Raw genomic sequence first — 22,026 nt, 5'->3', positions numbered from 1 at the left:
GTGCGCATCATCAATCATCCGTCAGTACAATGCGTCCTATAACCCGGTACTTTTGCGCATCAAAGAGGTAAAACCAGACCGCGATGGCGGCGCCAAAGCAGAAGCAGGCCAACACGATCCACGGAATGGCATGATAAAAGGAGGAGCTGGCGGCAGCGCCCGCGGCAAACGCCATATTTTTGAATAACAGGTAGACGATATAGATCATCCCCATCCCCCCAAGCAACGGCGCAACGCCTGTTTTAAACCAGTGTCCTTTGCCAATATTTTCTTTATTGCCGTGGAAGTAAACGATCACCGCAAAGGCGCAGAGCGCCTGGACAATCATAATGCCCATCGTACCCAACAGCGCCAGCAGGGTGTAAATATCCGCGTAAGGATCTTTACCGGTGATAAAGAATAGCAACACAATCAGCGTGGCGATAACGGTCTGCACCGTAGAGGCAACATGGGGGGAGCCGTGGCGCGAGTGTGAACGACCCAACGTGCGCCCGGCAAACGGAAACAGATTTTCCCGCCCGAGCGCGTAGAGATAGCGCGCCGCGCAGTTATGAAACGCCATCCCGCAGGCAAAAGAGCCAGTGATCACCAGCAGCTTAAACACCCCGACCGCCCACTCCCCCAGATACTGGCGAGCCGGACCGTAGAAAATCTCTCCTGCGCGGTTAGGATCCTGCGCAAGGGCAATAGCCTGCTCCGGTCCCGTTCCGGCAATCGCCATCCACGAAATGAACACGTAGAACACGCCGATACCAATCACGCCCAGCAGGGTAGCCAGGGGAATGATCTTTTTCGGGTTCTTCGACTCTTCACCGTACATTGCCGATGACTCAAAGCCCACCCATGACCAGAAGGCGAAGAATAATCCAATTCCGGCACTGGCGCCGACCACCCCTTTCGCCGGGGTAAAGGCGTTCAGAGGGTTGATCGACTCGGGGACAAAACCCTGTGGCCCTCCGCCATGGATCAGCACCGCCACCGCGACGGCGGTGAGGATCAATATTTCCAGTACCAGGCACAGGCCGAGCACCCGGGAAGTGAGCGAAATATCGAAATAGCTCAGCACTCCGGTAGTCATTAGCATGGCGAAGGCGAAGATGAGCCAGGGGATATGTACGCTGAAGACCGTATTGATTAAATCCTCACAGAAAAAGGCGAAGATCCCGACCAGCGCAGCCTCAAAGACAATGTAGGTCATGGTCACCGTCACTCCTGACGCCATGCCAACGATCCGCCCAAGGCCGTGCGAAATAAAGCCATAAAATGCGCCGGTAGCGGTAATAAACCTGGCCATCTGCGCATAGCCGATGGCAAACAGGGCAAGGATAAGGGTGGCGACCATAAACCCCGCGGGCGCAAACTGACCATTACCACTACCCACCGCGATCGGCACATTGCCCAGCATCGCAGTGATCGGCGCTGCCGTGGCGATAGTCATAAACAGCACCCCGCCAAGGCCTACCGCATTTGGCCGCAGCCGCTGCACAACATGTTTTTCCGCCGCTGGCGCGGGATTGGCAAGAATTTCATTGCTCATGATGAACGCTCCGTTCAGTTCAGGCACGCGGCGGATTCAGGCAGGATCTGCCCACCGTCAACAATTAGCGACTGGCCGGTGATGTAGCCAGCCTGACGGGAGGCGAAGAACAGCGCTGCCGCAGCAATATCTTCCACCGTTCCGAGGCGTTTGAGCGGCACGGCGCTGGCCATCCCGGCGATATAGTCCTCGCCCATATCCCTCAGCCCTTCCGTGACGATATTCCCCGGCAGGACGGCATTGACGGTAATGTTGTCGCCGGCCAGTTCCAACGCCGCGCTACGCATAAAACCCAGCTGGGCCGCTTTGCTGGCGGCATAGTGAGCCCAGCCCGGATAGCCCGTTACCGGCCCGGTAATCGAAGAGGTGAGGATGATGCGACCATACTCTGCACGTTTCAGCCATGGCAGCGCCGCCTGAACAGTTAAAAAAGTCCCTTTACTGTTGATCGCCTGCACCTCATCCCACTGCTGTTCGCTCATGTCTGCCAGCGGCGCCGAAGGAAAAATCCCCGCGTTGCAGCAGACAATATCCAGACCACCCCACTGCTGTGCGGCTTCTGCCACACAGGCTTTTACCTCTTCGGCATGACTGACGTTGCAGGTCAGACCACGTAGCGTTAATCCCTGCTCCGCCGCCTGGCCGATCGCGCTATCGATACGCGATGGTGTGCGGGCGGTAATGGTCACCTTCGCCCCGGCGCGGGCAAAGCCGAGTGCAATGCCAAGACCGATCCCACTACTCCCGCCGGTCACCAGCACATGTTTGTTCATAAAATCTGACATCATTTTTCCCCGTCTGTGAAAGTTCTGCGATCCCATCCGTTTGGCCTGGCCGTGCAGCGATCTCCGTCGCTGGCAGGAAAAGAATAATCACGTAAATGTTGAATGTTCAACATTTTAATGTGAGATTTCAGCATAAAAATAATGCGCTATGATTGGGCACAAGACTGGTGCAATAGACAGATTAATTTATTTATATACATCAATTAATTAATAAGAAATATCACGCTTTGATTACGCCTGAATGAGAAAAACACACATTATACGTTCCGTTATGGTGCAACCGGCTTAATCCAGCCAGCTAAATCAAACTAACTTACTGTAATTAAAATAATTAATAAACAAAAAGCATAATTGAAGCGCAACAGGAAACAAAAAAACCTCACACATCTTGCAAATCCCGCAACCACAACATAAAAATGTGTTAAGAGTGTCATTTCAAATTGAGGACAGCATGTTTAACGACGAGTATTTAACAACACTTACCCTGAAGCTGCGGCCGCTCCTGCCCCGCTGGGGCCTCAGCGAAGGCGCAGAGATTGGCCTGCTGACGGTTTCAGAAAATGCCACGTTTCTGGTCAGCGATAAGATGACGCAGAGAAAGATCGTGCTGCGAGTGCATCGCCCAAACTACAGCTCAGCGGTGGAGATCCATTCTGAGCTGATGTGGCTAAACGCCCTGCATGCCCGGGGAGATATCAACATCGCCGTACCGCTTGTACTGGATGATGGGACCTGTATCGCCAGCCTCGTCGACGGCGAAACGGTCACCCACGTCGTGGGATTCACCTTTGTTGCGGGCAGCGAACCTGATACCGGTAGCCATCTCACCGGCTGGTACCATGCCCTGGGACGGGTTGCGGGAGAACTGCACAGGCACAGCGAAGGCTGGGTAAAACCCGAGGGTTTTCATCGCAAGGTGTGGAACACCGAGACGATTATCGGACGTCATGCCTGGTGGGGCGACTGGAGGAAGATGACGCAACTGAGCGCCGACGATATTACGCTGCTGGAGGCGGTGGAGGCCACAGTGGTCGCCAGACTGGAAGCGTACGGACAGGGCGCCGACCGCTATGGGCTGGTGCACTGCGACATGCGGCTGGCCAACCTGCTGGTGAATGATAATTCGCTGACGGTTATTGATTTTGACGACTGCGGCATCTGCTGGTTTGGCTGGGATTTTGCCACCGCCGTCAGTTTTATTGAAGACGACCCGGCCCTTGCGGACTACCGCGCTGCGTGGCTTGCGGGCTACCGTAGCGTCCGTCCCTTCAGTCAGCAGGACGAAGTGATGCTTCCGGTGCTGGTGATGCTGCGCCGCTTACAGCTGACGGCCTGGCTGGCCAGCCATAGTGAGACAGCCACCGCCCGTCGCTACAGCCCGCAATGGGGCGCCATCACCGTACGCCTGGCCCAGGCGTTTCTCCCCCAGGCGTCACCGCTTAGCGCTACCGTTAACTGCAAGGAACCTGCTGATGAACAATAAAACCCCCATTCTTCAACTGAACCGTTTTGACGCGCTGACCGGCGTGGCCGACGAAAACCTGAGCCGACAAATTGCCCGTCGCCACGCCACCCAGGGGACCGGTTCGGTGCTGTTTTATCCACAACCGATCGTCATGGCGTCGGCCTCCGGAGCCTGGATGGAGGACTCCGCCGGCAAGCGTTATCTGGATATGTATAACAACGTGCCGGGCGTGGGGCATTGTCATCCGCATATCACCCAGGCGATGGTGCGCCAGGCCGGGTTACTGAACACCAACACCCGCTATCTGTTCCCGGTACTGGAGCAGTACGCGGACAGCCTGCTGGCGACGTTCCCCGCCGGGCTGTCGAATGTGATATTTACCTGCACCGGCAGCGAGAGCAACGACATCGCCCTGCGGATGGCCCGCTTTATCAGTGGTCGGGAGGGGATCATCGTCACCGAGAGTGCCTATCACGGCAATACAACGGCGGTGATGGAGGTCTCTCCCTCCGGGCACAAAGAGGCCCTCCTGCCTCCGTGGGTACATACCATTCCCGCCCCTGACCTGCGCAGGCTGTCAGCGGGCCAGACGCTGTCTGACCTCTTCGCCGCCGACGTTGAGCGCGCCATGGACGAGCTGGATGAGCGGGGCTACGGCTGCGCGGCGCTACTGGTGGATACCATTTTTTCCAGCGACGGCGTTTTCGCCGATCCGCCGGGATTTCTGGCCCAGGCGGTAGCCCGCGTACAGGCCCGGGGCGGACTGTTTATCGCCGATGAAGTCCAGCCGGGCTTTGGTCGGACAGGCTCTCATTTCTGGGGCTTCCAGCGTCACAGTGTGCAACCGGATATCGTCACGCTCGGCAAGCCAATGGGGAACGGTTTTCCCATGGCCGCGGTGATCACGCGTCCGGCTATTCTGCAGGCGTTCAGCGAAAAGACCGAGTACTTCAACACCTTTGGCGGTAACCCGGTGGCTGCCGCCGTGGGCCTCGCGGTACTGGAGGTGATTGAACAGGAGGCCCTGATGACCAACGCCCAGCGCAACGGGGACTATCTGCGTGCCGGACTGCGCCAGCTGGCCCAGGATTTCCCGGCCATCGCCGACATTCGCGGCGCCGGACTGTTCAACGCCATCGAGTTTGCCCGGCCAGACAGCGGAGAGCCGGATCCGCAGCTGACGAGTCGCGTTATCTATCACCTGAAGCTTGAGGGCGTGCTGATTGGCGCGGCCGGTCGCTTTGGCAACAGCCTGAAGATCCGTCCGCCGCTGTGCTTCAGTCGCGATGATGCAGATTTCTTCCTCGAACGGCTGGCGAAAGTCATGGGCCGCCTGAACGGATAGTCTAACCGACAGGGCAAACATCCAGTTTGTTTGCCCTCGGCGTGCAGGTATATTAACGGCATCAGCGACTTCAGGGAGAGTAACCAGCGTTCATGTCGAAGAGAAAAGAAGACCGTCAGCAACAGATCCTGCGCGAACTGGCTGAGACCCCGACCCTGCGGATTGGGGATATGGCGCGCACCCACGGTGTCTCTACCGAAACCATCCGTCGCGATCTCGACGAACTGACCCGCCGGGGCGTACTGAACCGAACTTACGGCGGTGCGGTGCGGGCCATGAACAGTGAACCGACGGTCACGGAGCGCCACCAGCTGTTTACCGAAGAGCGCGAGCGCATCGCCCGGGATGCCGTCCATTGTATGCGCGAGGGCAAAATATTCATGATCGGCTCCGGCGCCACCACGGTACATGTTGCCCGCCGGATGGCCAGCGAGCTGCGGGATATCACGGTCATCACCCACGCCTTCGGCGTCGCAACGGTGCTGTCGATGAATCCAACCATCCGGGTGATCGTCGCTCCCGGGGAGTACTGCGCTACCGAAGGGGCAATGACCGGTGCGCAGACGCTTCAGTTCCTCAGCCAGTTCACGGCGGACTATACGTTACTGGGGGCCAGCGGTATCGCCGCCGATGGGCCAAGCGAGGCGTTAATCGACAGTGGAACGGTTTACCGGGCGATGATCCAGCGCGCCGCGAAGAGCATTGTCGTCGCCGACCACTCGAAGTTCGACCTCACCTATCCCTACCACTACGCGGGCTGGTCGGGCATCAGCCGTTTAATTACTGACCAGCCCCTGCCCGACCATCTCGCTACTGTACTCGGCCGGGAAAAGGTGGTCGTGGCGCGTGGTCATGCCGCTCCTGAACAGCAGTGACCCGCGCCGGTACGTTTACCCTTTGGCAAAATTGGCCTGGATCCGCTGCTGCAGATAATCCTCGGCGCTGATGGGCGGGTACTTTCTCTGCGGCCCGAGGATCTCGACATCTTTATTGGCCTGGCAGAAAAACGCCAGGCTGTAGCGCGGCCCCTGATATTCGTGGGGCAGCGGATTTCTCACCCGGTGGAAGTTAGACGGCAGCTGGTCGTCGCTCCAGCGCATCAGCATATCGCCGATATTACAGGTGATCACCTCCTCGCGCGGCTCAATGCTGGTCCACTGCTGGCTTTCGCGGTCTTTACCGGGACAAACCTGCAGGCCGCCCTGGCCGGGGCGCTGGAACAGCAGCGTCAGACAGTCAAAATCGGTGTGCGCGCCGGCCCGCCACATCCCCTGCTGCGACTGCTCAGTTGCATAGTAATGCAGCATACGCAAGGTGCTCTGGTAGGTGTCTCGCTGCGGATCGTGCGCGGTGGTGAAAAACGATTCCGGAAAACCAAGCTTCAAAGCAAAGCAGGAGAGGATCTTCATCCCCAGCTGCCAGCACTGCGATTCAAACCCGAGCATCGTCTGCTTGAATGCTGGCAACTCCCGATCGCTGGGCCAGCGCCCGGCCATCAGCGGCCGCGTTATCTGATACGACTCTTTTTGATCCGGCGTGCGGGTCGATGGCCGAACCTGCGCTTTGCTCTCCCAGCCGGCGTTGCCGGCCAGCGGATACTGGCGCTTCACCTCGTCGGGCAGGTCGAAAAACGCCTCGGTCATGCTGAACGCCTGACGGATATCCGCCAGCGGAATACCGTGATGGCTGACCTGGAAGAAGCCGATCTCCACCGCCGCCTCCCACAGTTGTTCGGCAATGTCATTTTTTCTTTCGGCAAAGTTCGACAGGTCGATACAGCGCACTTCGCGGGCGAAGGTCTCTTCGCCCTGGGCGCCCATCAGCGCCTCTTTTTCCAGTTCCTGTAAGGCGTAGCGTTGATTCTGGGTGGTTGCGTTCATCGTCATTATCCTGTTATCAGTTAAACAGCGGCGCGCTGTTGGAGGGTACGGACGGCCGCCAGCGCGTCGTGGCGCATCGCGTCAAGGTCGAGACCGGGAATGGCGTCGTCTTCCACGATGGGGCGGCCATTGAGCAGCAGCGCCTTCAGCGCGGCGCGCCCACCGCAGGCCACCGGCCCAATGGCCATATCGTGCAGGCCGAAGTAGCGCGGATCGTCCAGCCGGTAAATGGCGAGGTCCGCCTGCATCCCGACCTGCAGGGTGCCGGTCTGCGCTAAGCCAAGGATCTGCGCGCCGCCGGCGCTGCCCCAGCGCACCACATCCTCCACCGTGGCCGCATCGGCCCCACCCTCGAAGGTGCCCCCGGCGTAGCGCGGCTGCGCCAGCATCCCCTTGCGCGCGCGTTGCAGCAGCCATGCGGCATGGGCTTCGCTTTGCATATCCGCCGCTTCATTGGAGGCAGCGCCGTCCACCCCCAGCGAGACCGGGACCCCGGCCTGCTCCAGCGCCAGCAGATCGGCGATGCCGCTGCCCAGCCGGCCGTTGCTTTGCGGGCAGTGGGCGATGCCGGTTCCGGTACGGCCCAGCAGGGCAATCTCCTCCGGCAGCAGCTTCACCAGATGGGCAAACCACACGTCATTTCCCAGCCAGTCGTGTTCCGCGCAGAACTGAACCGGCGTCATGGCGAATTTCTGCCGCGCGGCGTCGAGATAATCGACGGTTTCCGATAAATGGCTGTGCAACCGGATCCCCAGCTGGCGGGCCAGCTTCGCCATCTCCCGCAGCTGGGCGCCCGGCGCGGAGTGCAAGACGGTAGTGGGCGCCATCACCACCCGGCGCAGAGAATCGGGCCGGGGGTCGTGATAGCGGCTGACCAGCCGTTCGATATCCGCCATATAGCCGTCGAAGGTTTCCGGACGCAGCGCCACAGGCAGATCCTGTTCCACCGCCCGACCCTGGGTCGCCCCACCCCGGCACAGAACGATGCGCATCCCCAGCGCTTCCCCTTCGCTGAAGACAATCTCCGAGGTATCGAAAGGCATATCCGGCCAGTAAAGGTAGTTGTGATCCGCCACGCTGGCGCAGCCCGAGCGCAGAAGCTCCACCAGGCCGATGCGCACCGCCAGACGAAAGGTATGTTCATCGAAAGCCGCGCGAAAGCGGTACGGCGTGGCGCTCAGCCAGGCCGTCAGGCTCTGGTTCAGCCCCTGCGGCTCGCCCTTCAGCAGCGACTGAAAAAGGTGGTGGTGCGTGTTCACCCATGCCGGATAGATCACGCAGTCGCGGGCATCGATCTGTCGCTCTTCCGGCAGCGGCGTCAGGCTGCCGATGGCGGCAATCTTGCCGTCGCGGATGCGAATATCCGGCCCGGCCAGCCGCGCCGCCTCTCCGGGCAGACCGCTGAGGATGGCATGGGCATTTTTAATCATTAATGACATGGCGTCGCTCCTCAGGGTTTAACCTGCATGGCCTGAACAAATTCGGTGGTGTAGGCCTGTTTCCAGTCGGTGGCCGCCGCCAGCAGACCGGCGCTGACCATAAAATCGCGGGTCTTCTGCCAGCGCGCGTCGGTCATCGTGCCCCAGCCCTGGCTGGCGGCATCCCCGCCGTCGATCAGGTGATGCTCACGGATCTGGGTCACGCCCCAGGCGAGCAGATCGTCGGTCATTTTCGGATTGTCCTGCTTAATCAGCGCATTTCCCGGCGCCGGATCCTTGAGATAGCTCACCCAGCCCTCCATTGAGGCGCGCACAAACTTCGCCATCGCCGCTTTACGCTCGGCAATCGTATCCGGGCGGGCGATGAGAATGCCGCCGTAGGGGGGATAGCCGTGTTCGGAAAAGAGGAAGAAGTTCGCCTTCACCCCGGCCTTCTGCACCTGGAACACCTCGGAGCTGACATAGGCCTGCTGGGCGACAGCGTCATCGACGACAAAGGGTTGAATATTGAAGGTATAGGGGCGAACCTGCGCGTCGCTCAGCTGGTATTGCGCCTTGAGCCACGGCCACCACGTCGCCTGACCGGAGCTGGAGACCAGAAGCGTTTTGTCTTTCAGCCCCTGCAGGGAGGTGACATCGGCGTGGGTCAGCAGCCCCTGGGGATCGTACTGAAAGGGCGCGGCAATGGCTTTCGCCTGGAAGCCGCGCTGAATGCCTTCCAGCAGCTGCAGGTCGTAACCGATGATCACATCGGCCCGCTTCGACAACAGCAACTGCATGCCGTTGACCTGGGGGCCACCGGAGCGGATCTCGACGTCGAGACCATATTTTTTGTACAGCCCAGTGGCCTGGGCCTGATAATAACCCCCCTGCTCAGCCTGAGCGTACCAGGAGGTCAGCAGAACGATTTTCTCCTCGGCCTGAACGGCCAGCGAGACACCGCCGAGAGCCATCAGGCCCAGCCAGCGAAAGCCCCGGGGAAGGCGTGCACGACTTTTCATTATCCCTCTCCTCTTCATGCCGGGAGAGGGGCGAGCAAACCACGGCTCAGCCTCCCATCCCGGTCAACATTGAACCGCGACATGGTGACTGAGCAATGTCCCGTATGGATAACCCGTACTGACCGCTTCTACTCACACTCAGCTATACAAAAACAATGCCAGATTTGATCGCCCACGAGCGGCCGCGAGAAATCGCCTGCGCCGCCGCCCACGGGTATGCAACCTTTGATTCATGCACACCAAAAACGCACCATCATGGTGCGTTAATGAATGATTTTAGTGCCTGCCCGGTCGCTCACAACTGACTGAAGAGCATCTCCAGCTGGTTCAACATCATCGAGGCGGCGAGGGAAAGCTGGCGGGCGGGCGAGACGCACAGCGCCAGCGTGAAAGGCTTAAGCTGCGGATCGTTTAGCGGTACAAACGCCAGCTGGCCTGACTCGATCTCATCGAGAATATCCAGCCGGCACAGGATGCCGATGCCCATCTGCTCTTTGATCAGGGTGCGGATCATGTGAATGTTATTCGACACCGCCACCTCCTTCACCTCGTTGCCGCTGATGTTCACCAGCGCCTCCACCGGCTCGCTGATCATCAACGGGGCGGACGGCAGGATAAACGGGTAGTCGATGCACTGACTAAAGCGCACCGCGCTGCGGCTGGCCAGCGGATGGCCGGTCGGCACCACGATACCCATATTCATCTCGGCAAACGCCCGCACCTGCAGTTCGCGGGAGGTCTGGGGATTGAGCATGATACCGAAATCCGCCTCGCCAGAGATCAGCGCCTGCTGAATGTGGATATTGTTGATGGTGGTCAATGTAAAAGAAATGTTGGGATAATGTTTATGCACCTCTTTGAGCATCGTCGAAAAAAAATGCCGGTTAATGGCATCGATGGTAGCGATGCGCACATGCCCCCGCCGCAACCCGCGCAGGTCATCCAGCTGTTCGCAGACTCGGGTAAAGTCCTTTTTCCAGTTATTGGCCGCGTGCAGGAGTAGCTCCCCGGCGGCGGTCAGCCGCAGCCCGGTGGGGTGGCGCTCGAAGAGCGGCATCGCCAGCTCCTGTTCCACGCGCAAAATCTGACGGTCGATGGAAGACGCCGACACATGCAACGCCTCTGACGCTTTACGAAACGATCCCTCACGGGCCACTTCGGTGAAATAGAGCAGAAATCGGGAGAAGGCAAACATGGTTTGGGTGCTCTCTTTTTTGCAACGGGTTGTGCGAATCAAAGCTCTGGACGCAACAGTTTTATCACAATACCGTAGCATTCATAGCGGAGAAACGATCGTTTCACCCATTTTCTTGCACGCCGGACAGTTTACCGCGAAGAGGAGTTATCTCTTCGCCGACCCTGGCCGCCCTGCAGACAGCGGAATGAGGGAGAGTAAACGGTAATGCACAGCCACGATCTTATTTCGGTCTCGGTCGGGGAAATACGCCCCAACGGAGAGGGAAATCTATCATTAATATTGCAGGCGGCGGCCGGGGAAATATTACCGGCCTACTCTGCCGGGGCGCATATCGATATTATTATTCCCGGCGTTGGCCCCCGGCAGTATTCCCTGTGCGGCACGCCTGACCGCAGTAATACTTATGAAATTTGCGTCAGGCTGACTGACACCTCCACCGGCGGCTCACGCTATATGCACCAGCAGCTCAAAGCCGGCGATCGGCTCGCCATTTCGCCTCCGCGCAACCATTTTCCCCTGCCGCAGGCCGGGCGCTACCTGCTGTTTGCCGGCGGTATCGGCATCACGCCGTTGCTGGCGATGGCTGAAGCAATTGCCGCCAGAAAGGGGGCGCTGGAGCTGCATTATTATGTCGCCAGCTCGCGCCAGACGGCCTTCTCCCCGCGCCTGACCCAGCTGGCTGCGGGCGGCACGGTGGCGATCCACTGTAGCGAGGAAGGCGCGTCGTTTCGCCAGCGGATCCCCGCCTGCTTAACCACACCCGATCCTGATACCGCAGTGGTCGCCTGCGGCCCGGAGGGTTTTATTCAGCGACTGCAGTCGGTCATGGAGGAATATCGCTGGTCGCCGTCGCAATTCGTCTTCGAGCGTTTTACTCCCGCGGCGGAAAATAATACTGCGGCGAAAAATGCGTTTTATATTGAACTGGCCTCCAGCGGGCAGCGCCTGCAGGTCGCCGCGGATCAAACCATTGCTCAGGTATTACAGCACGCCGGGGTGGAGGTAATGCTCTCCTGCGAACAGGGAATGTGCGGCTCCTGTATTACCGGGGTCCTCGACGGGATCCCCGAACACCGGGACAGCGTGCTGACGGCGGAAGAGAAAGCGGGCAACGACCAGATCACGCTCTGCTGTTCGCGGGCGAAATCCCCGGTTCTGGTTTTGGATCTGTGAGGAGACTGACGATGACGTTCCCCTCCTCTTTCGCACCGCTCGCCGGTATCAGCCGCGCCCGACTCCCGGCCTGGGCGCTGCCCGACGGCTGGCCGACGCAGGCCAACGGTGAACCGCAGCTGGCGGACCTGGCCTTTCGCGACGGCCGGATTGCCGCATTGACCCCGACCGACCAGCCGACTCCCGGCCTGTGGGACCTGGCGGGGGCCCTGACGCTCCCCGGCCTGGTGGAACCCCATGCCCATCTGGACAAAACCTTTACCATTGAACGCTGCCGTCCGGCGCAGGCCGGGCTGCTGGCGGCGATCCACGCTATGCACGAGGATCGCCAGCACTGGACCAGGGCGGATATTCAACGTCGGGCGTCCGCCGCGCTGGCCCGGGCGGCAGCAAATGGTGTGACCCATTTGCGTAGCCATATCGACTGGTTTACCGCCGACGCACCGGACGCCTGGCAGGAGATCGCCCGCCTCGATACCGTCGGCATCACCCTGGAGCGGGTGGCGCTGGTCCCGCTGACCCTGTTTCGCGATCCGGCGGACGCCGGGGCCATTGCCCGAACGGTCGCCACCAGCGGGGAGGGCTGCCTGCTGGGCGGCTTCATCCACTCCTCCAACTGGGACGCCGCCGCCATGGCAAACCTGCTGGATAGCGCGGCCCGCTGGGAGCTGGATCTGGATTTGCATATTGATGAGGAGCTCAGCGAAGTGTCTCAGGGGCTGACCTGGCTGGCGGACCATCTCTCCCGCCACCCTTTTCCCGGGCATATCTGCTGCAGCCACGGCTGCGCGCTGGCCGCTGGCAGCGACCAACAGGCGGCGCCGATCCTGCGCCAGCTGGCGGCGCACGGCGTCACGCTTATCGCTCTGCCGATGACCAACCTGCTGCTGCAGGATGCGACGTTCGGTCGCACGCCGCGCCAGCGGGGGATCACGCTGCTGCACGAGGCGCAGGCCGCCGGCGTGGCCACCCTGCTCGGCTGCGACAACGTGCAGGACGCTTTTTGTCCGGCGGGAAGCTATGACCCGCTGGACACCCTGGCCTGCGGCCTGTTCAGCGCTCAGCTCAGCGACCTGTTCGACCGGCAGTCGCGGCTGATCTGCGATCGCGCGGCGCTAACCGGTTCGCCGGCAGACGCGGCGCCCTTTGCCATCGGCGCGGCGGCCAGCGTGGTGATTTTCCCGGGTAGCGACCGTTTTACCTGGCCTTTAAACAGCGCCGCCCGTCTGGTGGTTAACCACGGCAGGTTAACCCACCGGCGCGTGTGGCAAGAGGAGATGGCACATGAGTCTTGAAGAAGGCGCGGGGGCGCCGCTGGCGCGGTATGCCGCCTGGCGCAGAGCCGGCGATTTTATCTTTCTCTCCGGCATTATTCCGGTCAATCCCCTGACCGGCACCATCGTCAACGGCTTTCAGGATGTGCCTGAGCCGGTGCGGGAGCTGCTGGGGGCGACCGGCGAATTTTCAACCGATGCGAAACAGGGCCCGATCCTCGCCCAGAGCTGGTACGTCCTGGAAAGCATCCGCCACACCGTGGCGTCCGCAGGAGGGCAGATGAGCGACGTTATCAAGCTGGTGCAGTACTTTCGCAACCTTGACCATTTTCCCTATTACAGCCGGGTCAGAAAGCTGTTTTATCCCGACCAGCCGCCCGTTTCCACCGTGGTCCAGGTCAGCGAAATGCTGCCCGACGCCACGGTATTGATTGAAGTTGAAGCGACCGTCTGGTTACCCCAGCCAATTCACTCCGAGGCACCGCGATGATTAACGGTTACATTCCTGCAGCGCGCTTTCTCCCTTTCCTGAGCTGGACGGACGTGGCCGCCCTGCCGGATAAAAGCAATACGGTTATCGTCCTCCCCACCGGGGCGATCGAACAGCACGGCCCGCATCTGCCCTGCTCGGTGGACAGCGTGATATCTTCCGGCGTGGCGGGCCATGCCCTCGCCCGGCTGCCGGCGGCGATCCCGGCCTACGCCATCCCGCCGATCGTCTACGGTAAGTCCGAGGAGCATCTGCATTTTCCCGGCACCCTGACCCTCAGCGGCGATACGCTGCTGCATACCCTGCTGGAGATCGCCGAATCCCTCTATCGGGCCGGTTTTCGCAAGCTGCTGATGATCAACGGCCACGGCGGCCAGCCGCAGATCCTGCAAATCGCCTGCCGGGAAATGCGCCTGCGCCACGGGGATTTCATCGCCATCCCGCACGATGTGTTCAACGTACCCAACTGCGAAAAACAGTTTCTCAGCCCGCATGAACAGCGGATGGCGATGCACGCCGGACATAGCGAAACGGCGCTGATGCTGGCGCTGGCCCCGGAGTGCGTTCATATGGAGCGGGCGGTCGCCAACTTCCCGCCGGAATTCCCCTGCCCGACCCTGTCGAAAGGCCGCCCGGCGGCGGCGTGGGCGTCCTATGACTTTGGCCCCAGCGGGGTGATTGGCGACCCGACCCCGGCGACGCGGGAGCAAGGCGAAGGGCTTCTCGACTCCCTCGCCGCCAGCTGGGCGCAAGCGATCATCGAGATCCACCGCATGGCCTGGGTCGAACGTCACGAACCGACCTGGGGCAAACAGCACTGGCACGGCTTTGTGCAGTCCCTACCCCCCTCTTTCGCTGCTGAATCCAAGGAGCCATGATGAATACCAGACCGACGCTCGTTTTTACCCTGCTGACCGTGGCCGCCCTCGCGACCTCAGCCTCCTGCTTCGCGGCGGAGAAGTTTACGTTTCTCACCAACTGGTATGCCCAGGCCGAGCACGGCGGGTTTTACCAGGCCCAGGCCACCGGGCTGTATCAGCACGCCGGTCTCGATGTCGAGATTAAAATGGGCGGCCCGCAGATCAACGTCATGCAGTTGATGGCGGCCGGTCAGGCCGATTGTACCCTTGGCGACAACGGTCAGGCGCTGGAGACCTGGCAGGCCGGGGTGCATGCGGTGACCGTCGCTACCGTGTTCCAGCACTCGCCGACGGTGTTTATCACTCATAACAAAGTGGAGAACCCGGCGGAGCTTAAAGACAAAACCTTCCTGCTCGCTACCGAGGCCTATACCTCTTTCTGGCCGTGGGCGAAGAGCGAGCTGGGTCTGGCTGGCAGCAAAGTGCGCCCCTATACCTTTAACGTTCAGCCGTTCCTCGCCGATAAAAACCTGGTGCAGCAGGGCTACGTGACCTCCGAGCCGTTCTCCGTCGCCAAAGGCGGGCAGCCGTTCTATGTCTATCCGCTCAGCGACTGGGGATATCCGCCCTACGGCAACTCGATTATCTGTATGGCCGACACCATCCGCAAACGTCCGGCGGCGGTGGCAGCCTTCGTCAAAGCCTCCATGGAGGGCTGGAAAAGCTACCTGCAGGATCCCACCCCCGGCAACAGTCTGATCGCTAAAGCAAATCCGCAAATGAGCGCCGAGCAGATCGCCTTTGGTATTGCCCAGATGAAGCAGTACCAACTGGTGACCGGCGGCGATGCCAAGACCGGCGGCATCGGCATCATCACCGAGCCGCGGCTGAAGAAAACCTGGGACATGCTGGTGAAAAACAAGCTGATCGACGCCAGCAAGGTGCCGTTTGAGCAGACTTACACCCTGGAGATGGTCAAAGACGCCGGAGTGATGCCATGAATACCGCCCCGAAACTGACCGTGATGAGCGACACCCGCTTTATGCCCGCCTCTGCCACCCCGGCCATCGAGGTGCTGTCGGCGGAGAAGATCTACAGCAACGGTACCCGGGCGCTGCTGCCCGTCAACCTGACCATCAATCAGGGGGAGTTTATTACCCTGCTCGGCCCGTCCGGCTGCGGGAAGAGTACGCTGCTGAAGATGGTCGCCGGCCTGGTGGAGCCCAGCGACGGCAAGCTGATGCTGTGGCGGCGCGACAGTCGGGAGAAAGCCCAGCATCCGCTCTCGTTCGTCTTTCAGGAAGCCACCCTGATGCCGTGGAGCAGCGTGCGCAATAACGTCAGGTTGCCGCTGGATCTGGCCGGCGTGCCGCGCACGGAAGGTAATACCCGGGTGAGTGAAGTCCTTGAGCTGGTGGGGCTGGGCAAATTCGCCGACGTCCTGCCGCGCGAACTCTCCGGCGGCATGCAAATGCGCGTCTCCATCGCCCGCGGCCTGGTCACCCGGCCAAAGCTGCTGCTGATGGATGAGCCCTTCGGCGCACTCGATGAAATTACGCGTAACAAACTCGACAGCGACCTGTTGCGTCTCTGGCAGGAACAGAACCTGACGGTGGTGTTCGTCACCCACTCGATCCACGAAGCGGTGTTTCTCTCACAGCGGGTGATCATGATGGCGGCCCGTCCCGGACGGGTGGTCGAAGATATCGCCATCCGGGAGCCGTTCCCGCGCAGCGAGGCGTTCCGCGTCAGTCCGGCCTTTTCCCTGTATGCCCGTCAGCTGCAGGACAGTCTGTTGCAGGCCAGCCAGTCCGGTATGGAGTCATAATATGAAAAACACAACCTCAACGCCGTGGGTCCAGCATCCGCGTTTTCTCAAAATTCTCTATCCGACCCTCGTCGCGGTGGCGGTGGTGCTCCTGTGGCAGGGCGCGGTGAGCTATTTTCGCATCCCGGCCTTTCTGGTGCCGTCGCCGCTGGTGATGCTGGAAAGCCTGTGGACGCATCTCACGCCGCTGCTGCTGGCGCTGCTGTTCACCCTCAAGATCACCCTGATCTCGTTTCTGCTGTCGATTGTCATTGGCGCCGCGGTGGCGTTTATCCTGGTGCAGAACCGCTTTGTGGAAACCGCCCTGTTTCCCTACATCGTGTTTTTGCAGGTGACGCCGATTGTCGCCATCGCCCCACTGATCATCATCTGGGTGAAGGATGCCACGCTCTCGCTGGTGGTATGCGCCACCCTGATGGCGGTGTTTCCCATCATCTCCAATACCACTCAGGGGCTGCGCAGCGTCTCCCCCGGCCTGCTGAGCTATTTTCGCCTCAATCACGCCAGCCGCTGGCAAACGCTGGTGCGGCTGCGTATCCCCTCGGCGCTGCCCTATTTCTTCGGCGCGCTGCGTATTTCCAGTGGGCTGTCGCTGATTGGCGCGGTGGTGGCGGAGTTTGTCGCCGGGACCGGCGGGACCAATACCGGTCTGGCCTATCAGATCCTGCAGGCTGGCTACCAGCTGGATATCCCGCTGATGTTTGCCGCGCTGCTGCTGATCTCTCTCGCCGGGATCGCGCTGTTTGGCGTGATGTCCTGGGTTTCGCGCCGGGCGCTCAGCGCCTGGCATGAAAGCGAAGCCGTGCAATCTCATTAATATTTTGCTGACGAACAGGAAGAAAAATGATGACTGATGAGCAGCGTCAACACGCGGTCGCGGCGATCCAGCAGACACTCCCGACGCTGGAGTGGACCATACAGCCGGCGAAGATCAAACGGCTTTCCCGCGATTTTCACTGGTTCAGTCCGGTACTCACTGAGCAACTGGCGGGGAAACAGGCGGACGCGGTGGTTCGCCCACGCGACGAAGAGGAGCTGCGCCAGCTGGTCGCCGCCTGCGCGCAGCACCAGCTGCCGCTGACCCTGCGCGGCAGCGCCACCGGCAACTATGGCCAACTGGTCCCCCTCGAAGGCGGGCTGCTGGTCGATATGACCGGACTCAACCAGATCGTCGCCCTCGGCAACGGCACGGTGCGCGCCCAGGCCGGCATTCGTCTGGCAGACATCGAAACCGCCGCCCGCCCAACGGGCTGGGAGCTGCGCTGCATGCCGTCGACCTACCGCCTGGCGAGCCTGGGCGGCCTCTACGGCGGCGGGTTCGGCGGCATCGGCTCCATCAACTATGGGCCGCTGGCGGCGCCCGGCAATGTGCTCAGCGTCAAAGTGATGACCGTCGAGCCGGTCCCCCGCGTGCTGACCGTCCCGGCTCCCGAAGCGCTGCTGCTGCATCACGCCTACGGCACCAACGGCATTATCCTGGAGGTTGAGCTGGCGCTGGCGCCCGTGCACCAGTGGATTGAACGCCTGGACGTGTTTGACGATTTCGCTGATGCGCTGAACTATGCCAACGCCTGCGTCCGTTCGCCGGGGCTGGTAAAACGTCAGGTCGCGCTGCTGGCCACGCCGATCGCCGACTACTTTAGCCACCTCAACGATCGTTATCGCACCGGGCAGCATGCGGTTATCAGCCTGATCGCCGAGGAGAGCGAAGGACTCTGCGCCAGCCTGTTACAGCGCCATCGCGGGAGCAACGCCATCCGTCAGGCCAGCGACGAGGCCCGGACGCAAAACGCCTCGTTAATGGAATACTGCTGGAACCATACCACCCTGCATGCGCTCAAGGTGGACAATACGCTGACTTATCTCCAGACGGCGTTTGATCCGCTGCGCTATCCGCAGCAAATTTTACAGATGGAGCAGCACTTCGCCGGGGAGGTGATTTCCCATATTGAATTCCTGCGCGATATAGAGGGCAATCTCACCGCCAGCGGTCTGCAGCTGGTGCGCTATACCACGCCCGCGCGGCTCAACGCCATCATGCAGATATTTCGCGACAACGACGTCAAGATTAACAACCCCCACGTGCTGCAGGTCGAGGACGGCAAACAGGGCGTGATTCGCCCCGACGTCGTGGCGGTGAAACAGTCTCTCGACCCGGCGGGATTGCTTAACCCCGGCAAGCTGCGCGGCTGGGCGCTGCGCGACCAGCTGGAACTGGACAGCAACCCGCTGGCGCGAGCCACCCGCGAAAGCCCCACGACCTGAGCGTCCCATTCCGGGGCGCGCTAACCGGTCGCTGGCCCGCTTCTCTTCCTCCTGCCCGCGCGGCGAGTTTTTTTACGCCACTCATTCATATGAATGAGTGGCGTCTCTGTTTCCTCCGTTATACTCATCAAAAAAGCGACGATAAATTTATTATCACGGGTTAATTCCGCGGATAGATATACTTGTTCTGACCATTATTTTTTATCGGGCTCACTAAAAATCACTGGTGAATATGATGAAGAAAATCACGCGCAGCGCAGTCATTTTTTTATTTGGATTACTTCTACCGCTATTTTTATTGGTGGGGGCATATACTCACTTGACCGAGTTTGATACCAAAATAAATAATATTGACACATCTCAAGAGTTACAACACAACTATGATGCATTAAAAGGGAATTTAGTTTCCGCCAATGATTATGTTTTATATTCGTTGATGTTTGTTGAACAATCCAACCAAAGAACAATGTTAAATAAACAATCAATGAAACTCACAATTATTCACATTGGCCTTGCAGTGATAAGCGTTGGCATGATGTTTATTATTTTAGGTATTAATGATGGCGGCGGTGAAGGAGGTGTCAAACTTTCTGGCATCGATTTTAATTTCAAAACCGTATCATCAGGGCTGGCTATTTTTATTGCCGGTGCACTCATGGCCTCTGGGGGGGCATTAATCAATAATATTTACACAACTGCCGCCGTACCTGGCTACGTTCAAATTCTCTCACCTGAGAGCAAATCAGATGATAAAACAAATAACCTGGTAAAGTTCTATAAAAGTTGCAGGCAATACGAAGATGATAAATTTCAGCGTTGCTTGGTCAGTATGGTTCAACAAATTTATAAAGAGGAATTACAATGAACACCAATTGCAAAATATTACTCTCAGCATTTATCTTTATTGTTACAGTACCAACAACTCTTGCTGAAAACACAAAGAAAGAGGTGAGTTGCTATAAATGGGATGAAGGCACGCAATGTGTCCCAGATAATCATAGCGGAAATGGTAATGGTAATCATACTCCGATAGTTATTATCACCAATCCGTCTCCGGGAGGGGCAAATAAGGTGGAGCACGATACATGGTCAACGTTAATACAAGATCAGGATACCATGTCAATCCAGCGGGCCATAATTACCCCCCCTACACCGGTTAATGTACAGTAATAATTAAATAGCAATATCCAAGACGCCTTGTCATGACGTCCTGCCAATAACGGTCCCACATCGATGAGGTGACTATGACTGACCAATCAAAAATAAACTGGGCAAGGATTTTTAAACTCCCACTGCAAATTTTGATGATGGGTATATCGATATTTATCGTTGCCAAGCTTTTTACTTATCTCGGTTTACACCCCATTTCCTGGCCCTCGAAAGAGACTGGCAGCGGGTTCAAGGCCTTTATTGCCCTCATCGTTTTCTTAGTCGGCACTGGTATGGTGTCTTTTCTCTGGTGGCTATCTTCTCGCTATTTTAGGCTGCTGGGGTGCGCCGGGGAAAATATCGATAAGGTGGCGCAACTCAAAGACCTGCCCATGGGGCTGCCTGAAGGCACAGTCCGGGCCGTTTTAGCGCTGATCGTGGCCGTTGTAGGCCTGCCTCTGTTGCTATTCAGTTCTCAACTGAGCGCCTCCCCGGAGATTGCCGGGTATCTCAATGGCATTATTACCGGCGTTTTTGGCTATTACTTTGGCACCAGGGCGGCAGCTTCAACGGCTACGACAAATAATATCGTCGCCAGTGCACAGCAAGCGGCGCAAGAGCAAACCAGGCAAGCGGAAAGAGCGCAAAATGATGCCGACCAGAAAATGGAGCTTGCCGAAAAAATACAAAGTACGGCGGATGTCGATTCTCTGCTCGACAAAACGCAACGGCAGTTAGCCTTAGCGAAGGCATTACTGGCAATGCTCCCACAGACTAACTCATTACCTACTGGACTGGGAGATGTTCTACCCGGAGACCTGAACAATACTATTACCCGCGCAGAGAGCATTATTAATGCCTTGCGTAATCTCAGCAAGAAAGATGTCACGCCCGATCAACTAGACGAACTCAATCAAGTCGTCAATATCCTGACCGGCGCCACTTCACCATTGAGTGTCCTTTTAAGCAAAGCGGCACCCTTAGTGGCACCGGCCATGCCGGCATTAGGCCCCATCGCGGGGATCGTGATGCTGCTGGGTGTCGGCGCTAAACTGGGTTCCGATCAGTTCAAGCGCTGGCGCGCTCGCGTACTGGCAGCCCCGCTGGCCCAAGGGCTGGTTGAAAGCGGGACACTCACCCTCCCCCTGACCCGTGCCGCCCTGGAGAACGCCCCAGCAGCCATCCCCTTTTTTGCCGCACGGCCACCGGCAGAGGTGGATAGCGTCCTGGCGAATGTGCTGGCAGCCGACGATCCTGTGTCTGTGCTCAATGAGGCCTATGGGCCCAACGGAAACGTCGCTGCTGACATCGTCCATGACGGCGAGGAAGCCACATCTATCGTTACCGCACTGCAGCAATCTCTCCTCGCACTCTATGGCAAGGGTGACATTACGGAAGAGATCGCCAGCAAAGTGCGCGCAAGCCTGACATCACCGGCGTCTCAAGCCTTGGGCGCAGCCAGCGCAGCGTTGAGCAATTTGAGTGCTACGGACATCAATCAACTTATCAATCTGGTCTCTGGTGTTTCAAGCATGGTCACCAATCCCGCAGACAGCAGGGCTGCATTCGACCTGCTGATCATGCTTGTCGATGCTGCACGCCGGGCGAACGTCGACTTTGTCCAGGCCATTGCGGATCTCAAGTTATGAAGCTGATGCAACGTTACATCAACCTGGCCAGCTTGCTATGCCTGCTGACTGCCTGTGCCACCATGCAACTGGCCCACATGAAACAGTTGCAAAACAACGGGCGGTACGACGCAATCATTGCGGAAACACCAGCGACGTCCTGCAACGATCCCTCTCAGAGTAGTGAAGTCTGTCGGCAGTTCTACGCAATTCGGGGCCATGCCTACCTCAAACTCGCGATGAATGAGTCTCAGGCGGGGGCTCGCTGTCCAATGCCGACCCCATCGGCCCGGGCCAATATGGACAATGCGGTAAACGATTATGCGCTTGCATCTTCTGCCGCCGCCAGAGGCAGCGAAGATGAGACACATCTGATAGAAAACCAGGTCCTTGCTTTGACCTGCTCAGCCCCCTTTAAGCAACCCGCTGAGGCGGTGGCAATGACACATGAAGCCGTGGCAAAACTGGACCAGTTACCGCCGAATCCATCCCGCGCGCTTACCACCAGTAATGCATTCCTCAGTCTGGCTCAGCGTACCGACCTGCCTCAGGCCGAGCGCTGTCAGGCCGCCCGTGATGCCCGAATACGCGCCCTGGGCGGTCTGAAGGGGCAACCGCCAGCCACGGGCGAGATAGCAATACGTCTCCAGCAGACCGTCAATGCCGCTGCCATCGGTGGCCCAGGTCTTCCCTCCACCTGTGTATAAGG

General features: G+C 59.1%; 21 protein-coding genes. 15 read left to right on the top strand and 6 right to left on the bottom strand.

Annotated features, from left to right (window positions below; translation table 11 throughout):
- Nucleotides 1–10: 10 nt before the first annotated feature.
- Nucleotides 11–1,537 carry an APC family permease gene (locus R0140_RS11695; RefSeq protein WP_008804580.1) on the bottom strand — a complete coding sequence of 509 codons (1,527 nt, stop codon included), beginning with the start codon at nt 1,535–1,537 and terminating at the stop codon, nt 11–13.
- A 14-nt stretch (nt 1,538–1,551) separates the two neighbouring features.
- Nucleotides 1,552–2,322, bottom strand: a complete 771-nt coding sequence (locus tag R0140_RS11690) for an SDR family oxidoreductase (protein WP_004898667.1) — start codon at nt 2,320–2,322, stop codon at nt 1,552–1,554.
- Nucleotides 2,323–2,749: 427 nt separating this feature from the next.
- On the opposite strand from R0140_RS11690, the gene R0140_RS11685 reads away from it, so the two are divergent.
- From R0140_RS11685 to R0140_RS11675, 3 genes are all read left to right on the top strand, one after another.
- Entirely contained in the window at nt 2,750–3,805 is a 1,056-nt protein-coding gene (locus R0140_RS11685; protein WP_224252322.1) for a phosphotransferase enzyme family protein, read from the top strand.
- Nucleotides 3,795–5,132, top strand: coding sequence for an aspartate aminotransferase family protein (locus R0140_RS11680; RefSeq protein WP_096834679.1), 1,338 nt, complete (start codon nt 3,795–3,797; stop codon nt 5,130–5,132). The genes R0140_RS11685 and R0140_RS11680 overlap by 11 nt, the downstream gene beginning before the upstream one ends.
- Nucleotides 5,133–5,224: 92 nt before the next feature.
- Nucleotides 5,225–6,007, top strand: a complete 783-nt coding sequence (locus R0140_RS11675; protein ID WP_004898673.1) for a DeoR/GlpR family DNA-binding transcription regulator — start codon at nt 5,225–5,227, stop codon at nt 6,005–6,007.
- Nucleotides 6,008–6,022: 15 nt separating this feature from the next.
- Here R0140_RS11675 and R0140_RS11670 read toward each other — a convergent pair whose 3' ends face one another.
- The 4 genes from R0140_RS11670 to R0140_RS11655 all read right to left on the bottom strand — a co-directional run bounded on the left by R0140_RS11670 (nt 6,023) and on the right by R0140_RS11655 (nt 10,647).
- Entirely contained in the window at nt 6,023–7,012 is a 990-nt protein-coding gene (locus R0140_RS11670) for an isopenicillin N synthase family dioxygenase (protein WP_023322760.1), read from the bottom strand.
- Between the two features lie 20 nt (nt 7,013–7,032).
- Nucleotides 7,033–8,451 carry an amidohydrolase family protein gene (locus R0140_RS11665; protein ID WP_008804574.1) on the bottom strand — a complete coding sequence of 473 codons (1,419 nt, stop codon included), beginning with the start codon at nt 8,449–8,451 and terminating at the stop codon, nt 7,033–7,035.
- An 11-nt stretch (nt 8,452–8,462) separates the two neighbouring features.
- Complete coding sequence (locus R0140_RS11660) at nt 8,463–9,452, bottom strand: ABC transporter substrate-binding protein (RefSeq protein ID WP_012541484.1); 990 nt, start codon at nt 9,450–9,452, stop codon at nt 8,463–8,465.
- A 295-nt stretch (nt 9,453–9,747) separates the two neighbouring features.
- Nucleotides 9,748–10,647, bottom strand: coding sequence for a LysR family transcriptional regulator (locus tag R0140_RS11655; protein WP_317704036.1), 900 nt, complete (start codon nt 10,645–10,647; stop codon nt 9,748–9,750).
- A 207-nt stretch (nt 10,648–10,854) separates the two neighbouring features.
- Between R0140_RS11655 and R0140_RS11650 the strand changes: the two genes are divergently transcribed.
- The 12 genes from R0140_RS11650 to R0140_RS11595 all read left to right on the top strand — a co-directional run bounded on the left by R0140_RS11650 (nt 10,855) and on the right by R0140_RS11595 (nt 22,024).
- Nucleotides 10,855–11,823, top strand: coding sequence for a PDR/VanB family oxidoreductase (locus R0140_RS11650; protein ID WP_032741070.1), 969 nt, complete (start codon nt 10,855–10,857; stop codon nt 11,821–11,823).
- Between the two features lie 11 nt (nt 11,824–11,834).
- The gene (locus R0140_RS11645; protein ID WP_046879009.1) at nt 11,835–13,118 is read left to right on the top strand and encodes an amidohydrolase family protein; all 1,284 of its coding nucleotides are present in this window, start codon (nt 11,835–11,837) and stop codon (nt 13,116–13,118) included.
- Nucleotides 13,108–13,587 carry a RidA family protein gene (locus tag R0140_RS11640; protein WP_023297766.1) on the top strand — a complete coding sequence of 160 codons (480 nt, stop codon included), beginning with the start codon at nt 13,108–13,110 and terminating at the stop codon, nt 13,585–13,587. Before R0140_RS11645 ends, R0140_RS11640 begins: the two co-directional genes overlap by 11 nt.
- Nucleotides 13,584–14,465, top strand: coding sequence for a creatininase family protein (locus tag R0140_RS11635; protein ID WP_016161231.1), 882 nt, complete (start codon nt 13,584–13,586; stop codon nt 14,463–14,465). Before R0140_RS11640 ends, R0140_RS11635 begins: the two co-directional genes overlap by 4 nt.
- Nucleotides 14,465–15,448, top strand: coding sequence for an ABC transporter substrate-binding protein (locus R0140_RS11630; protein ID WP_016161232.1), 984 nt, complete (start codon nt 14,465–14,467; stop codon nt 15,446–15,448). Before R0140_RS11635 ends, R0140_RS11630 begins: the two co-directional genes overlap by 1 nt.
- Nucleotides 15,445–16,275 carry an ABC transporter ATP-binding protein gene (locus R0140_RS11625; RefSeq protein ID WP_032754584.1) on the top strand — a complete coding sequence of 277 codons (831 nt, stop codon included), beginning with the start codon at nt 15,445–15,447 and terminating at the stop codon, nt 16,273–16,275. Before R0140_RS11630 ends, R0140_RS11625 begins: the two co-directional genes overlap by 4 nt.
- 1 nt (nt 16,276) lies before the next feature.
- Nucleotides 16,277–17,092 (top strand): ABC transporter permease, encoded by an 816-nt coding sequence (locus R0140_RS11620; protein WP_004175779.1) that lies wholly within the window; start codon nt 16,277–16,279, stop codon nt 17,090–17,092.
- Nucleotides 17,093–17,118: 26 nt separating this feature from the next.
- Nucleotides 17,119–18,540 (top strand): FAD-binding oxidoreductase, encoded by a 1,422-nt coding sequence (locus R0140_RS11615; protein WP_163593040.1) that lies wholly within the window; start codon nt 17,119–17,121, stop codon nt 18,538–18,540.
- A gap of 232 nt (nt 18,541–18,772) precedes the next feature.
- Nucleotides 18,773–19,405, top strand: a complete 633-nt coding sequence (locus R0140_RS11610) for a hypothetical protein (RefSeq protein WP_131028791.1) — start codon at nt 18,773–18,775, stop codon at nt 19,403–19,405.
- A complete protein-coding gene (locus R0140_RS11605) occupies nt 19,402–19,710 on the top strand; it encodes a hypothetical protein (protein ID WP_129670988.1) in 309 nt (102 codons plus the stop codon). The genes R0140_RS11610 and R0140_RS11605 overlap by 4 nt, the downstream gene beginning before the upstream one ends.
- Nucleotides 19,711–19,784: 74 nt before the next feature.
- On the top strand, nt 19,785–21,338 hold the full coding sequence (locus tag R0140_RS11600) for a hypothetical protein (protein WP_032741077.1): 1,554 nt from the start codon (nt 19,785–19,787) through the stop codon (nt 21,336–21,338).
- The gene (locus R0140_RS11595) at nt 21,335–22,024 is read left to right on the top strand and encodes a hypothetical protein (protein WP_032730595.1); all 690 of its coding nucleotides are present in this window, start codon (nt 21,335–21,337) and stop codon (nt 22,022–22,024) included. Before R0140_RS11600 ends, R0140_RS11595 begins: the two co-directional genes overlap by 4 nt.
- Nucleotides 22,025–22,026: the final 2 nt, after the last annotated feature.

It is taken from the genome of Klebsiella sp. w6 (genome assembly GCF_033100215.1).
Lineage (GTDB): Bacteria > Pseudomonadota > Gammaproteobacteria > Enterobacterales > Enterobacteriaceae > Klebsiella > Klebsiella variicola.
This window is presented reverse-complemented; position numbering and strand designations above follow the sequence as displayed.

Excerpts from the sequence above, each read along its gene's own strand:
- R0140_RS11600 (WP_032741077.1), top strand. The coding sequence starts at position 19,785 with ATGACTGACCAATCAAAAATAAACTGGGCAAGGATTTTTAAACTCCCA.
- R0140_RS11635 (WP_016161231.1), top strand. The coding sequence starts at position 13,584 with ATGATTAACGGTTACATTCCTGCAGCGCGCTTTCTCCCTTTCCTGAGC.
- R0140_RS11610 (WP_131028791.1), top strand. The coding sequence starts at position 18,773 with ATGATGAAGAAAATCACGCGCAGCGCAGTCATTTTTTTATTTGGATTA.
- R0140_RS11665 (WP_008804574.1), bottom strand. The coding sequence starts at position 8,451 with ATGTCATTAATGATTAAAAATGCCCATGCCATCCTCAGCGGTCTGCCC.
- R0140_RS11655 (WP_317704036.1), bottom strand. The coding sequence starts at position 10,647 with ATGTTTGCCTTCTCCCGATTTCTGCTCTATTTCACCGAAGTGGCCCGT.
- R0140_RS11680 (WP_096834679.1), top strand. The coding sequence starts at position 3,795 with ATGAACAATAAAACCCCCATTCTTCAACTGAACCGTTTTGACGCGCTG.
- R0140_RS11695 (WP_008804580.1), bottom strand. The coding sequence starts at position 1,537 with ATGAGCAATGAAATTCTTGCCAATCCCGCGCCAGCGGCGGAAAAACAT.
- R0140_RS11625 (WP_032754584.1), top strand. The coding sequence starts at position 15,445 with ATGAATACCGCCCCGAAACTGACCGTGATGAGCGACACCCGCTTTATG.
- R0140_RS11595 (WP_032730595.1), top strand. The coding sequence starts at position 21,335 with ATGAAGCTGATGCAACGTTACATCAACCTGGCCAGCTTGCTATGCCTG.
- R0140_RS11620 (WP_004175779.1), top strand. The coding sequence starts at position 16,277 with ATGAAAAACACAACCTCAACGCCGTGGGTCCAGCATCCGCGTTTTCTC.
- R0140_RS11640 (WP_023297766.1), top strand. The coding sequence starts at position 13,108 with ATGAGTCTTGAAGAAGGCGCGGGGGCGCCGCTGGCGCGGTATGCCGCC.
- R0140_RS11630 (WP_016161232.1), top strand. The coding sequence starts at position 14,465 with ATGAATACCAGACCGACGCTCGTTTTTACCCTGCTGACCGTGGCCGCC.
- R0140_RS11675 (WP_004898673.1), top strand. The coding sequence starts at position 5,225 with ATGTCGAAGAGAAAAGAAGACCGTCAGCAACAGATCCTGCGCGAACTG.
- R0140_RS11605 (WP_129670988.1), top strand. The coding sequence starts at position 19,402 with ATGAACACCAATTGCAAAATATTACTCTCAGCATTTATCTTTATTGTT.
- R0140_RS11650 (WP_032741070.1), top strand. The coding sequence starts at position 10,855 with ATGCACAGCCACGATCTTATTTCGGTCTCGGTCGGGGAAATACGCCCC.
- R0140_RS11615 (WP_163593040.1), top strand. The coding sequence starts at position 17,119 with ATGATGACTGATGAGCAGCGTCAACACGCGGTCGCGGCGATCCAGCAG.
- R0140_RS11670 (WP_023322760.1), bottom strand. The coding sequence starts at position 7,012 with ATGAACGCAACCACCCAGAATCAACGCTACGCCTTACAGGAACTGGAA.
- R0140_RS11690 (WP_004898667.1), bottom strand. The coding sequence starts at position 2,322 with ATGTCAGATTTTATGAACAAACATGTGCTGGTGACCGGCGGGAGTAGT.
- R0140_RS11660 (WP_012541484.1), bottom strand. The coding sequence starts at position 9,452 with ATGAAAAGTCGTGCACGCCTTCCCCGGGGCTTTCGCTGGCTGGGCCTG.
- R0140_RS11645 (WP_046879009.1), top strand. The coding sequence starts at position 11,835 with ATGACGTTCCCCTCCTCTTTCGCACCGCTCGCCGGTATCAGCCGCGCC.